Consider the following 13948-nt stretch of genomic DNA (forward strand, 5'->3'; position numbering starts at 1 on the left):
GGAATTTCCCCTCAGAACAGGGGTTCCGACCAAACAAATGGCACATTCACAGTTTTCGCTAAGCTCACAATGTGCGTCGTCACTTTGTGATTTTTCTGGCTTTCTTGGCCGCGTCTTGCGGCGGAAAACCAACGCCACCGCCGGCGTCGTCGCGAGCGGACACGTGCAAGGAGTCCGACGGGCCGAGCGCGGCGACCGTGCGCCAGGCCATCGCCGCCGTTCCCATCGAGGTCGCCGGGTCGAGTTGGGTCGAGATCGGTCGCGGGCATACCAAGAATTGCCGGTTGTACTGGGTGCAGATCATCCCGACCATTGCCAGTGAGTCGACTCCCCAGCAACTGGTGTTCTTCGACCAGGACAGGCCACTGGGTACACCGACGCCCAATCCCAAGCCTTACATCACGGTGTTGCCCGGCGGCGACAACGATGCGGTCACGGTTCAGTACCAATGGCAGACCGGGAACGAAGAGCCTTGTTGTCCCAAGGGAATCGGCACCGTTAAGTTCCACATCGGGTCTGACGGCACACTGCAAGCACTCGGCAAGATTCCGCACCAATAGGTCTACCGCACATCATGTTCCGACATTCCGCCGCATTAGGTCTTGGTATCGAAGGGATTACGGTGCCCGCACGAGGCGATGCATCCAGTATTTCTACAGGAATTCACCAGCGACTTCGGGCCGGCAATGACAGCCGCGCGGGCATCGGCCTGGCACCCTGGAAGGCCGACGCCGGGCCGCAGGAGGGTGATGGAACAGCAGGTGCTGGACAGCGGGGAAGCTTCTCGCCCAGCTGCGGTTGCGACAGTCCCGCAATCCAATTCGAGAGCCAACCTCCTTCGAACGGTCAAGCGAGTGGTTAGGTCGCGTCACCTCTCGCATTGGGACGCAGAAGATCTCGAGGCATGGGAGGCAGGCGGCAAGACCATCGCGCGACGCAACCTGTTCTGGTCCGCGGCGATCGTCCACCTGGGTTATGCGATATGGGCGCTCTGGCCGGTGATGGCATTGTTCATGCCCCGAGACGTCTACGGCTTCTCCGCCGGCGACAAGCTGATGCTCGGTGTCACCGCCACGCTGGTCGGGGCGTGCCTGCGGCCGACGTACGCGGTGGCAACGGCGATCTTTGGGGGCCGCAACCTGGCCATGTTCTCGGCCTTCATCCTGGTGGTTCCGGTCATCGGCGCCATGGTGCTGCTGGCTCATCCGGGGCTGCCGTTGTGGCCGTACCTGGTGTGCGCGGCCCTGTCCGGCATGGGTGGCGGCAATTTCGCGGCCTCGGCGAGCAACGCCAACTCCTTCTATCCACACCGGCTCAAGGGCGCCGCACTGGGGGTCGCCGGCGGGATCGGCAACCTGGGCGTGCCGGTGATCCAGATCGTCGGGCTGGTGGTCATCGCCGCCGCCGGTGACCGGCAACCGTACTGGGTGTGCGGCCTGTACGTGGTCCTGTTGATGGTCGCCGGCATCGGCGCCACGTTCTTCATGAACAACGTCGCCCAGCACCGGGTGGAGCCCGGCCGGCTGCGATCGATGCTGTCCGCGGTGCTTTCCACCCGCGACACCTGGCTGCTCTCGCTGCTCTATCTCGGCACCTTCGGGACGTTCATCGGGTTCTCGTTCGCCTTCGCCCAGGTACTGCAGACCAGCTTCGTGGCCGGCGGGCAGACCAACTCCCAGGCCGCCCTGCATGCCGCCGAACTGGCCTTCATCGGACCGCTGCTGGCCGCGGTGTCCCGCATCTACGGCGGCCGGCTGGCCGACCGCCTCGGCGGGGGCCGCGTCACATTCGTGGTGTTCGTCAGCATGGTCGTGGCCGCCGGGCTGCTGATCACGGTCGGCACCATCGAGGATCCGCACGCCGGGCCGGTCAGCCGCTCGGCGATGGCGGGCTACGTCACCTGCTTCATCGCCCTGTTCACGCTGGCCGGGTTGGGCAATGGATCGGTCTACAAGATGATCCCGACCATCTTCGAAACGTGCAGCCGGAACCTGAATATGGACGAGGCCGACCAGCGACAGTGGTCCCGCGTGATCTCGGGCATCGTCATCGGTTTCGTCGCCGGCGCCGGATCCCTGGGTGGCGTCGGGATCAACCTCGCGTTGCGCCAGTCCTATGTCAGCACCGGCACGATGACGTCGGCGTTCTGGGTCTTCCTGGCCGTCTACGTCGCTGCCGCACTGCTGACCTGGGGCAGATACGTGCGTCGCCCGCTGAGCGTGCGCAGCCTTGCCGATGCGGTCGACGCCGGTTGAGCCGGGAGTTCAGTCGGCTTCGGGCAGGTTTTCCGGGTGCAGCATCTCGGCGTAGCGCAACGGCTCCGGGATGCCGAAGCCGTCAACCAGTGTCTTGGCATGCGGGCGCAGGGCCCGGCACCGATCGTTGATGCCGCGGGTCACCGCCTTGGCCCGCCCGGTGGACAGGTAGCCATGCTCGATGTACCAGGCCTTGTCTTCTTCGATCACCGACAGCGCGTACAGGTCGCAGACGACCCCCAGTAGCTCACGCGCTGCGTCGTTTTCGCAGGCGTCGATACCGGCGACGAATGCTTCCAAGACGATCCGGTCGATGTGTGCGCTCGCGGCGTGCAGCACATGATCCTGCACGGCGTTGAACGCGTCGAACTCCGACATCTCCTTGGACTTGCCCTGGAGGCGGCGCGCGACCGACGACAGCAGGTATTCCTCGCGCTCTTCGAACATGTTCACCTGGGTGCCGCGGTTGAACAGGCTGCCCTCTTCTTCGCTGTCCTGGCGAGAGTCGACGATGGTTTGCATAATCGCTTCGGCCGCAGTACGTTTCAGCACCCGCTCGCCAACGGTGTTGGCGGCGAACCTAACCCAATCGACCGGGCTCATACTCTTGATGTCGTCGGCGTAGGCGGTCAGCAGTTCCTTGGCCACCAGCTGGGTCAGCACGTGGTTGTCACCCTCGAAGGTGGTGAACACGTCGGTGTCGGCCCGCAGGGCGATCAGCCGGTTCTCGGCCATGTAGCCCGCGCCGCCACACGCTTCGCGCGCCTCCTGAATGGCACGGCTGGCATGCCAGGTGTTGGCCGCCTTGAGGCCGGCGGCACGCGATTCCAGCTCGCGCTGCTCCTCGGCGTCGGGAAAGTCCGACGTCTGCAGGTCGTGGCACTTGGACACCAGCTCGTTCTGGGCGAACTGCAGCGCATACGACTTGGCAATCAACGGAAACAGCCGCCGCTGGTGCACCAGGTAGTCCATGATCAGGACTTCGCCCTCATCGCCGGGAGCGCTGAACTGCCTGCGCTGCAACGCGTATCGAGTAGCGATGTCCAACGCGACGCGGGCGGCGTTACCGGCACTGCCGCCGACGGTGATCCGGCCACGGATCAGCGTGCCGATCATCGTGAAGAACCGGCGGTTCGGGTTGTCGATCGGGGAGCTGTACGTGCCGTCTGGCGCGACGTCGCCATACTTGTTCAACAGGTTCACCCGCGGAACGCGGACATGGTCGAACATGATGCGGCCGTTGTCCACACCGGGCAGGCCGCCCTTGTAGTGACAGTCCGACGTCGTCACACCAGGCAGATCGTTGCCGTCGGCGTCGCGGATCGGGACCAGGACACAGTGCACGCCGTGGTTGACCGGCTCGCCGTCCTCGGGGGTGATCAGCTGCGCGAAAACCGCTGCGACCGTTGCTGTCTCGGCGGCCCCGCCGATGTAGTCCTTACGGGCAGTCGGGGTGGGGGAGTCGATGATGAACTCTTCGGTTTCCGCGTCGTAGGTCGCTGTCGTCTCCAGCGACTGCACGTCGCTGCCGTGCCCGGTTTCGGTCATCGCGAAGCACCCGCGCAGCTCGAGGTTGATGACCTTCTTCACATACGGTTCGTGATGGCGCTCGGTGCCCAGGTTTTCGACGGCCCCGCCGAACAGGCCCCACTGCACCCCGGCCTTGACCATCAGGGACAGATCCGACATCGCCAGCATCTCGATCATCATGATCGCCGCGCCGACGTCGCCGGTGCCGCCGTGCTCCTTGCGGAACCCCTCGCCGGGGATTCCCGCGGCGGCGATGAGCTTCATCTGCTCGAACACCTTGGTGCGGGCCAGGACCGTGTTCGGCGTGTAGTGCGGCCGGAACTGATCCTGGGTTAGCCATTTGCGGGTCTCGTTCTTCGCGTCCCGGAAACGTCCGTCCAACGCGTCGCGCAGGTGCTCGGCCGTGTTTGTCGTGTCTGGCGCCATACCCGACGGTAACCTGCCGCACGCTCCGCGGGAACAACCCGCCGGTGTCGATCGTGTGGCGGTGAATCGGCGTTGCGGAGGCGGCACCATGCGATTAGATGGCGTCATGTCCCAGGCCGCGACGTTGTTCGGAGAACCCGGCGTCAGAGGTCGGCTGCCTGCACGGTCTGCTCGCGGCGGCAGTCGTTTGATGCGGGGCCGGTTGCTGGCGCTGGTCGGGTTATGTGTCGCCTGGTTGCTCACCGGTTGCGACGCCGCGCGCCCGTCGGCTCCGCCGAGCCCGCCGCGGCCGGTGCTGGCCTATCTCGGTCAGGCACAGGTCGCCTTCGGCACCACCTTCGGCGACACCGCGATCGGCGGCTTGTCCGCAATCAGCTATGACCCGGAGCGCCGACTCTACTACGTGATCAGCGACGACCGTTCGGAGAAGAACCCCGTCCGGTTCTACGTTGTGCAATTGCCCCTGTCCGACAAAGGAATTGACGGGGTAACGTTCACCGACACCCACCCGCTGATGGACCAGTCGGGTCAGCCGTTTCGGCCGCTGGCGCTGAACACGACGCCGCCGGTGGTTCCTCCCGACCCGGAGGGCATCGCGTTCGACCGCGTCCGGCAACGGTTGTATTGGAGTTCGGAAGGCGAGCGGCTGGCTGAGGGCCCGGTGCTGCTGGACCCGTGGGTCAGGACCGCGGGACTTGACGGCGCCTATCTGGGACAGTTCACCTTGCCGGCCAATCTGGCCATGTCCGCCCAGCAGACCGGTCCGCGGCGCAACCGGGCGCTCGAGGGTGTGACGCTGACACCCGACGGTCGATCGGTGTTCGCCTCGATGGAGGACCCGGGCTACAACGACGGCCCCGAGACCGGTGACGGGCACCGGGTGCTGACCCGGTTCACCAAATTCGACGTCGCCACCGGAAAGCCCACGGCTCAGTACGCCTACCCGATGGAGCCGCCCACACCGCCGGCCGAGGAGAACGGTGTCTCGGATCTGGTCGCGCTGACGGACACGACGTTTCTGGTGATCGAGCGGACCGATTCCATGCCGCAGACGATCCGCGTCTATCGGGCCGAGATCGGTTCTGCCACAAACGTATTGGACATGCCGTCGATGACGGACGTGATGTTGACGCCGATGACGAAGTCGTTGGCGGTCGACATGACGGCGACACCAGGCCTGTCGCCGCTGGGCAACATCGAAGGCATCACCCTGGGACCGAAATTGGCCGATGGCCGTCAATCGGTCGTATTTGTCAGCGACAACAATTTCTCACCGAGGGGTATCACTCAGTTTCTGCTGTTCGCGATGTAGCGGCCGCGTGCCGGTGTCGCGGGCAGGCGGCCGAAGCCGGTACCGGGCAAAACCGGCCCACAGCGCGCCGAAGCTGGCGAGCACGATCATGTCGAAGACCCACCAGCCGGCATAGTGCGTCCAGACCAGGATGTCGGCGGCCTGGGGGTCGACCTTGTGTAGGTCGACGGTCGAGGCGGACGCCGCGAAGCCCCACTGCGCCGGGACGAACCAGGAGATTTGGTCGTAGCCCCAGGTGCCCACCAGTGTGATCAGGCCGCCGGCGAACAGCGCCGAGGCCAGAATTGCCGGGATCACCAGTGGCAGAACCTCGCGCAGCGACGTGCCCAGGGTCGACAGCGCCAGACCCACGATCGCCGAGACGATGGCCGTCAGCGCCACGCCGACGTACAGCTCGGCGGTGGCGTTGTTCAGCAACACGGCGCCGCGCGTCGGTTGGCCCTTGTCGGCGATGACGATCGCGAACACGATGCCTGCCAGCGCGGCCGCGGCCACGCCGAAGAAGACGATCTTGGCCGCCAGGTATGCCGATGTCGAAAGCCCGACGGCTTGCTCGCGCCGGAAAACGCGCCGCTCGCCGGCCAGTTCGCGAATGGTCAGTGCGATACCCAGAATTACCGCGGCGATGTTGAGTGCGGCCAGGATCTCGACGGCTTCATGGGGGTTGCGGCTCGTCGGGCCGGGCCGGCCCAGGCCGGAGTCACCGGGAATGAGTAAGGCCAACCCCGCCAACGCGAACGGCAGCGCCAGCAAGAACAAGGTATAGAGCGGGTCCGCGACCAGCAGCCGAGTTTGGCGACGCGTGACCAACCAGGCCTGGCGGGTCAGGGTGGGCGCTTGCTGCGGTGGCCAGGGTGCGGCGACCTCGGGCGGTTCCGTCGGACCTTGTGCCTGTTGCCGTGCGGTGAACGCACGGTGCGCCCCGTCGGGATCGGCGCTTATCCGCGCGAGAGCTTCGGACCAGTCCGCGGTGCCCAGCGCGGACTGGATCTGCGGGGGCGCTCCGGCGAAGGCCATCGTCCCGGCGGCCGTGAGCACCAGTACCTGGTCGCAGATAGTGAGGTGGGTCGGTGTGGTGGTGGCCACCACGACGACACAACCAAGGTTGGCCTGCCGTCGCAGCACGGCCATCACGTGATCCTCTTGCTCCTCATCGAGTCCGATGCCCGGTTCGTCGACGACAAGCAGGCTCGGCCGGGTGATCAGTTCAATCGCCACCGATGCACACCGGCGTAGTTCCGGTGCGAGCTTGCCGATCCGGGTAGTGCGGTGCGCAGTCAGCTCCAGCTCTTCGAGCACCTGGTCGACCACCCGATCGCGATGCTCGGGCGTGGTGTCGGGCGGCAGTCGCAGCTCGGCGGTGTAGCTCAGGGCTCGGTCGACGGTCAGCCGCCGGTGCATTGTTTCGCTGCGCCCGACGATCCCGATGCGGGTGCGCATCGAGCCGGGTTCGGCGTAGACGTCGTGGCTGTCGACGGTGAGCCGCCCGGTGCTGGGCGCCAGGGTGCCAGCGAGCAGCCCCAGCAGCGCCGAATTGCGCGCGGCCGACGGGCCCGTGACCGCGGTGAGCGTGCCCGGACGTGCCGTGAACGACACGTCCGTGAGCAGGTCGTGGCCGTCGGTGCCCAGTCCCAGCCGGTAGGCGTTGACGCCGACCGTGCGAGCACCGGTCGCCAGCGGCAGCCGATAGGTCGTGTTCGGCTCCTCGGCAGGGAAGTTGGTGGTGGCCTCGGCGGGACGGCTTGCGCGCAGCTTGCGGGTCGCATCGGTCATCCGCTCGATCAGGCCACGGCCCTTGGGCTGTTCCTCCGGCGCGACGGCTGGCTCTCGTGGCGCGGGCGGTGGAGGCGGTGCGGCCGGCGGAGGCGGCCCAACCGCGGGCGGCGGGGGCGCGGCCGGTGGAGGGGGTGCTGGTGGTGGCGCGGCCGGCGGGGGTGGTGGTGCGGCCGGCGGCGGGGGTGGCGGCGGCCCGACCGCGGGCGGAGGCGTCGGAGGAATGCGCTGCTCGACCGTCGGCTGTCGCGTCGGCCCGATCTGCATGCGCTGGGTTTCCCGCTGCGTCGGAATCTGCGGCGCGACGGGCGGGGGCTGCTGCGGCGGAGGCGGCATCGGTGGCCGCGGCGGCGGCGGTGCGACGGGCGGTGGCTGTATCGGCGGCTGTTGCGGCGGTGGTGGTGGCATCGGCGGTCGCGGCATGGGTGGCGGCTGAGGCGCCCGGTGCGGCCCACCGGGCGGTGGCCCCGGCGGGTTGGCGGGCGAGCCAAGCCGAAATACCAGCCGTGGCCCGTGCTGGGGATCCCCGAGCGCGATCGCGAGGCCGTCGCGGATGTCGACGGTCGGCACCCGAGAGCCGTCGACGAAGATGCCGCCGCGGCTCCTATCGATGGCGACCCAGCGCGTTTCGGCAAAGCGCAGCAGCACATCTGGCTGCGGAATCGGCGGCGGCGGGGCGGCGAAACCCAGCCGATCTAGCGGGATGTCACACCAGTCCCCGTACGCCACGATCACGTCGCGGCCCGGGGCAAACACGTACCGCATCGAGCCGACGAAAACGGTGAGCGGTGAGGCTGGGAAGGCGGAAGCCACTGACTAAGTGTCTACCCGCTGGCCGTCATCGCCCCACAAGGGGTGCACGCCGGTCACAGTGTGTTGCGGCGCGGCGTCGCCGCGGCATTGTCGAGCAGGCGGCGCAGCACCTGGACCGCCTCCGCGAGCACCTCGCGGTCGGCGGGCTCGAGCATCGCCAGTTGCGGTTCGATCGCGGCCGCGCGGTCGGCCCGGACGGCGTTCAGGGTGCGTCGCCCTTCGTCGGTGATGCGGATCCGGACCGCACGGGCATCGCCGGGGTCGACGGTTCGGCTAACCAGGCCCGCGTCTTCGAGTCGACGCACCTGGGTGGTCATCGTGGGTTGCGAGCAGTGGTCGACGGCGGCGAGGTCGCCGATGCGCGCTTCTCCGTGAACCTCGACAGTCGCAAGTAGTCTGGCCTGCGCCGAAGGCAGGGGCATCTGGATACGTTGGGTAGCCAGTCGGTTCAGCCGCGCGACCACAGCGAGCAAGTCTGCGCCCAGCCCCTGCTGAACCGCGACGTTTGCGGTGTCGACAACGTTGTCCATCTCTTCATGCTTGCATAGCTTGGCTATGCGAGACCAACCGCTGCCGCCCTGACACACCGAATCGTCACCGGCCAGCAAAGGGCCGCTAACGAACGGCGCCCGGTGTGTCGGCCTGGCACAATCGAGAAAGTGACCTTGCGCCCTCTTCGGCACAGCACGAGCGGACCGCTGCAGCCGAACGAATTAGCTCAGGCCGCTGTGATGGGGGCGCTCTGTGCGGTGACCGCAATCATCGCCGCGGTCATCCCGTTCGCTCAGGGCTTCGGCGTGCTGGGCACGGTACCGATGGGGTTGCTCGCCTACCGCTTCCGTCCTCGGGTGCTGATCGCCTCGGCCGTCGCCGCGACGGTGATCGCTTTCTTGATCTCCGGAATGGGCAGTTCGGCGATGGTCGTCGACGCCGCCTGGGTCGGCGGGATATGCGGCATCGTCAAGCGCAAGGGCCGCGGCGTACCCACGGTGATCGTCTCGTCCCTGGTTGCCGGATTCCTCTGGGGCGCTGCCTGGGTCGGCGTGTTCGCGGTGCTGACTCGGTTGCGGCAGTTGATCTTTGGCGTCCTGACCGCGAACGTCAACGGCGTCGCCGCATTCTTGCGCTGGGTACACCTGCCGAATGTTGCCGCGGCGCTGCAGCGCTACGTCGCGGAGGGGCTGCAGTACTGGCCGTGGTTGGTGCTGCCGTACTTGATGTTCGTCGTCGTGCTGGTGACGCTGATCGGCTGGTCGGGGCTGTCGCGGCTGCTGGAACGGATGGGCGACATCCCCGATGTGCACAAATTGGACCCGCCCGACCTCGAAATGCCTGCGGATGCCGGAATCGGTCCGGTGCCCGTGCGGCTGGACCGGGTCCGGTTCCGTTACCCCAAGGCGGCCAAGGACGCACTGCGCGAAGTCAGCCTGGAGGTGCGAAGCGGGGAGCACGTCGCGATCACCGGCGCCAACGGCTCCGGCAAGACCACGCTGATGCTGATCTTGGCCGGCCGGCGCCCGACATCGGGAACCGTGCACCGGCCCGGCGCGGTGGGTTTGGGCCGACTGGGCGGCACCGCGCTTGTGCTGCAACACCCGAAGAGCCAAGTGCTGGGCACCCGGGTTGCCGACGATGTGGTGTGGGGCTTACCCCCGGACGCGAAGGTCGACGTGAGCCGGCTACTGCATGAGGTGGGTCTGGACGACCTTGCCGAAAGCGACACGTCAAGCCTGTCGGGCGGGCAATTGCAGCGTCTGGCGATCGCCGGGGCACTCGCCCGAGAGCCCGCATTGCTCATCGCCGACGAGGTCACCTCGATGATCGATCAGCGGGGCCGCGACGCCTTGCTGGACGTGATGTCGGGCCTCACCAAACGGCACCGGACTGCCCTGGTGCACATCACCCACTTCGACGACGAGGCCGCGTCGGCAAACCGCACGATCAATCTCAGCGAATCGTCGGATAACACCGTCACGACCGGATTCGACGAAGCGTTGGTGTCGAGCGCCGCGCCGGCGCGGCGGCACGACGCCGGAGCCATCGAACTCATCGGCGTCGGGCACGAATACGCCAGTGGCACACCGTGGGCCAAGACCGCGCTGCGCGATATCAACTTCGTCGCCGAGCAGGGTGACGGTGTGTTGATCCACGGCGACAACGGCTCGGGCAAGTCGACACTCGGGTGGATCATGGCCGGGCTGACGGTCCCCACCACGGGCGCCTGCCTGATCGACGGCGAGCCCACCCATGAGCATGTCGGCGTGGTGGCGTTGGCATTTCAGTCGGCCCGGCTGCAATTGATGCGCAGCCACGTCAACCTGGAAGTGGCTTCGGCAGCGGGCTTTTCGCATGAAGACGAAGACCGGGTGGCCGCGGCATTGGGTTTGGTCGGGTTGCAGCCCGCGCTGGCGCAACGTCGCATCGACCAGCTCAGCGGTGGCCAAATGCGCCGCGTGGTGCTGGCCGGGATGTTGGCGCGTTCGCCGCGAGCGCTCATTCTCGACGAGCCGCTGGCGGGATTGGATGTCGCCAGCCAGCGCGGGTTGCTGACACTGCTGGAGCGCCTGCGCCGTGAGCAGGGTCTGACACTGGTGGTGATCTCGCACGACAGCATCGGCCTGGAAGGAATTTGCCCGCGCACGTTGCATTTGCGTGACGGGGTGCTGGAAACGGTGCCCACCGCGACTGGGGGTGCGGCGTGACCGAGACAGCATCATCACCGCGACCCGCCAAGGGCGCCACCAAGAAACCCCGTCGTCCGGTCGTGCTGTTGGTTCCGGTTCCCGGAGACACCGTCATCCACAAGTTGTGGGCCGGCACCAAACTTCTGGTCGTTGTCGGCACCGCGGTGCTGCTGACCTTCTATCCGGGTTGGGTGACCATCGGACTGCTCGGGGCCCTGACGACCGCGGCGGTGTGGTTGGCGCACATTCCGCGCGGTGCCATGCCATCGGTACCGCGCTGGATGTGGTTCATGATCGCGCTGGGCTTTATCACCGCCGCGGTCGCCGGCGGTAGTCCGGTGGTATCGGCGGGCGGGCTTCATGTCGGCCTCGGTGGGTCACTGCATTTCCTGCGGGTGACCGCATTGACGATCCTGTTGATAGCGCTCGGGGCGATCGTTTCCTGGACAACCAATGTCGCCGAAATCGGGCCCGCACTGGCGGCTTTGGGCCGCCCGTTGAAGGTATTCCGGATCCCGGTCGACGAATGGGCCGTGACGTTGGCGCTGGCGTTGCGCGCCTTCCCGATGCTGATCGAGGAGTTTCAGGTGCTCTACGCCGCCCGCCGGCTGCGTCCCAAGGAGCTGCCTGCCACCCGCAGGGCCCGGCGCAAGCAACAGGGCCGGGAGCTGATCGACTTGCTCGCGACGGCCATGGTCGTGACGTTGCGGCGCGCCGACGAGATGGGCGACGCCATCACCGCTCGCGGCGGCGCGGGTCAGCTGTCGGCATCTCCGGCCCGGCCGAAACGGGCGGACTGGGTGGCGCTGGCGCTGTTTGTCGCGGCGGGGTCCGCCTCGGTGGTGATCGAGACAATGCTGCACATCACTCCGATTTAAGGCTTGTCGCGTAGCGTAAGCGCGTGGCCGACATCCAGCGCACTCGTGTCATTGCCGCGCGCCCGCAAGAGGTCTGGGATGTCCTGGCGGATTTCGGCGCCATCGTTTCCTGGGCCGACAACGTCGACCACTCATGCATATTGGCGTCGGGGGCCAACGGAGCACCCGTTGGCACCACGAGACGAGTCCAGGTCAAACGCGACACACTGGTCGAGCGCATCACCGAGTTCGACCCGCCACACGCGCTCGCCTACGAGATCGAGGGCCTGCCCCGGCTGCTGCGCCGGGTGGTCAACCGCTGGACGCTGGCGCCCGGGTCGGACGATTCGACCGTGGTGACGCTGACCACCACCGTCGAGATCGGGCCCTGGCCACCGCAACAGCTTGCCGAACGTGTCGTGTGCCAAGTCGCTGCGCGACAGTCTGATTCGATGCTCGCCGGGCTTGCCAACCGATTGGAGAATGCGCGTGTCTGATCGCCCCGACATCGTCATCCTGATGACCGACGAGGAACGTGCGGTGCCGCCGTACGAGACGCCCGGTGTGCTGGCGTGGCGCGATCGAGTACTGACGGGACGCAAGTGGTTCGACGACCACGGCGTCAGTTTCGGCCGCCACTACACCGGGTCGCTCGCCTGCGTGCCGAGCCGCCCGACCGTTTTCACCGGGCAGTACCCCGATCTGCACGGCGTCACCCAGACCGACGGCATCGGGAAGACAGCAGACGATTCCCGGATGCGCTGGCTTCGTCCCGGCGAGGTGCCCACCCTGGGCAACTGGTTTCGCGCAGCCGGATACGACACGCACTATGACGGGAAGTGGCACATCTCGCACGCGGATCTCGAAGACCGCAACACCGGCCGTTCGCTGGCGACCAATGACGACGACGGCGTCGTCGACCCGGTTGCAGTGCAACGCTATCTCGACGCGGATCCGCTTGGGCCGTATGGCTTTTCCGGATGGGTCGGCCCGGAGCCGCACGGGGCGCTGCTGGGCAATGCCGGAATTCGACGCGATCCGCTGATCGCCGATCGCGTCGTCGCGTGGCTCACCGACCGCTACGCGCGCCGTCGCGCCGGCGACGCGTCCGCGCTGCGCCCGTTCCTGCTGGTCGCCAGTTTCGTCAACCCCCACGACATCGTGCTGTTCCCGCTGTGGTCGCGGCGCAGTCCGGTCAAGCCGTCGCCGCTGGACCCGCCACCGGTCGCCCCGGCACCCACCGCCGACGAAGACCTGTCGACCAAGCCCGCGGCGCAAATCGCCTTCCGCGAGGCGTACTACTCCGGCTACGGTCCGGCACCCGCGATCGACCGGACCTACGAGCGCGGTGCGCAGCGCTACCGTGATCTGTACTACCGCCTGCATGCCGAGGTGGACGGGCCGATCGATCGCGTCAGACGGGCCGTCACCGAAGGTGGTTCGCAGGACGCCGTTTTGGTGCGCACCGCCGATCACGGCGACCTGCTGGGCGCCCACGGCGGGCTGCATCAAAAATGGTTCAACCTCTACGACGAGGCCACTCGTGTTCCGTTCGTCATCGCCCGCATCGGTGCGCGCGCGACGCAGCCCCGGGTAATCACGGCGCCGACATCGCATGTCGACCTGGTCCCGACGCTGCTCGGTGCCGCTGGTGTCGACGTCGCGGAAGTGGCTGCCACACTGGCGGAGTCGTTCTCGGAGGTGCATGAGCTGCCGGGTCGCGATCTCATGCCGGTCGTCGACGGCGCACCCGCCGACGACACCCGGGCCGTATACCTGATGACCCGCGACAACATGCTCGAAGGGGATAGCGGTGCGTCGGGTCTGGCGCGACGCCTGAAGCAGACGGTGAATCCGCCCGCGCCACTGCGGATTCGGGTTCCCGCGCACACCGCCTCGAATTTCGAGGGTCTGGTTCTGCGGGTTGACGAGGCCGGCGGCGACGGACATCTGTGGAAGCTGGTTCGCACCTTCGACGACCCGGGCACCTGGACCGAGCCCGGCGTTCGTCATCTGGCCGCCAATGGCCTTGGGGGAGAGGCGTATCGGACGTCTCCGCTCGACGATCAGTGGGAGCTCTACGACCTGACCGCCGACCCGATCGAAGCAAACAACCGCTGGACCGATCCCGATCTGCACGACCTGCGGCAGCACCTGCGGATGCAGCTCAAGGGGGCCCGGGCGAGTTCGGTGCCGGAACGAAATCAGCCCTGGCCCTACGCAACTCGCCGGCCGGCGGCCCGGCCCGCGCGGCGCCGGCTGCTGACGTTTAAGCCGCGAGCCTGAGGTTTCCCTCTT

10 protein-coding genes are annotated in these 13948 nt (G+C 67.1%); 7 read left to right on the plus strand and 3 right to left on the minus strand.

Features of this window, described 5'->3' with window-relative positions; translation table 11 throughout:
- The first annotated feature begins 71 nt into the window (after positions 1-71).
- Together ACAG21_RS07040 and ACAG21_RS07045 are read left to right on the plus strand one after the other, a co-directional pair.
- On the plus strand, positions 72-560 hold the full coding sequence (locus tag ACAG21_RS07040; protein WP_370495234.1) for an LppP/LprE family lipoprotein: 489 nt from the start codon (positions 72-74) through the stop codon (positions 558-560).
- A gap of 189 nt (positions 561-749) precedes the next feature.
- Positions 750-2255: a nitrate/nitrite transporter gene (locus ACAG21_RS07045; protein WP_370495235.1), complete on the plus strand. Its 1506-nt coding sequence runs from the start codon at positions 750-752 to the stop codon at positions 2253-2255.
- A gap of 9 nt (positions 2256-2264) precedes the next feature.
- Here ACAG21_RS07045 and ACAG21_RS07050 read toward each other — a convergent pair whose 3' ends face one another.
- The gene (locus ACAG21_RS07050) at positions 2265-4211 is read right to left on the minus strand and encodes an acyl-CoA dehydrogenase (RefSeq protein ID WP_370495236.1); all 1947 of its coding nucleotides are present in this window, start codon (positions 4209-4211) and stop codon (positions 2265-2267) included.
- 190 nt (positions 4212-4401) lie between these two features.
- On the opposite strand from ACAG21_RS07050, the gene ACAG21_RS07055 reads away from it, so the two are divergent.
- A complete protein-coding gene (locus tag ACAG21_RS07055) occupies positions 4402-5523 on the plus strand; it encodes an esterase-like activity of phytase family protein (protein ID WP_370495237.1) in 1122 nt (373 codons plus the stop codon).
- On the opposite strand, the gene ACAG21_RS07060 is transcribed toward ACAG21_RS07055, so the two are convergent.
- A complete protein-coding gene (locus ACAG21_RS07060) occupies positions 5482-8061 on the minus strand; it encodes an ATP-binding cassette domain-containing protein (protein WP_370495482.1) in 2580 nt (859 codons plus the stop codon). The two genes, ACAG21_RS07055 and ACAG21_RS07060, sit on opposite strands and share 42 nt — an antisense overlap.
- Positions 8062-8162: 101 nt before the next feature.
- Positions 8163-8639, minus strand: coding sequence for a MarR family winged helix-turn-helix transcriptional regulator (locus tag ACAG21_RS07065; protein ID WP_370495238.1), 477 nt, complete (start codon positions 8637-8639; stop codon positions 8163-8165).
- A 129-nt stretch (positions 8640-8768) separates the two neighbouring features.
- Here ACAG21_RS07065 and ACAG21_RS07070 point away from each other — a divergent pair, with 129 nt between their 5' ends.
- The 4 genes from ACAG21_RS07070 to ACAG21_RS07085 are packed head-to-tail and all read left to right on the plus strand — an operon-like array spanning position 8769 to position 13936.
- Positions 8769-10811, plus strand: coding sequence for an ABC transporter ATP-binding protein (locus tag ACAG21_RS07070; RefSeq protein WP_370495239.1), 2043 nt, complete (start codon positions 8769-8771; stop codon positions 10809-10811).
- The gene (locus tag ACAG21_RS07075) at positions 10808-11671 is read left to right on the plus strand and encodes a CbiQ family ECF transporter T component (RefSeq protein ID WP_370495240.1); all 864 of its coding nucleotides are present in this window, start codon (positions 10808-10810) and stop codon (positions 11669-11671) included. The genes ACAG21_RS07070 and ACAG21_RS07075 overlap by 4 nt, the downstream gene beginning before the upstream one ends.
- 23 nt (positions 11672-11694) lie before the next feature.
- A complete protein-coding gene (locus ACAG21_RS07080; protein WP_370495241.1) occupies positions 11695-12147 on the plus strand; it encodes an SRPBCC family protein in 453 nt (150 codons plus the stop codon).
- A complete protein-coding gene (locus tag ACAG21_RS07085) occupies positions 12140-13936 on the plus strand; it encodes a sulfatase-like hydrolase/transferase (RefSeq protein ID WP_370495242.1) in 1797 nt (598 codons plus the stop codon). The genes ACAG21_RS07080 and ACAG21_RS07085 overlap by 8 nt, the downstream gene beginning before the upstream one ends.
- The last annotated feature ends 12 nt before the right edge of the window (positions 13937-13948 follow it).

Origin of the sequence: Mycobacterium sp. pR1184 (assembly GCF_041287235.1) — a bacterium.
In the GTDB taxonomy this organism is placed as follows: Bacteria; Actinomycetota; Actinomycetes; order Mycobacteriales; family Mycobacteriaceae; genus Mycobacterium.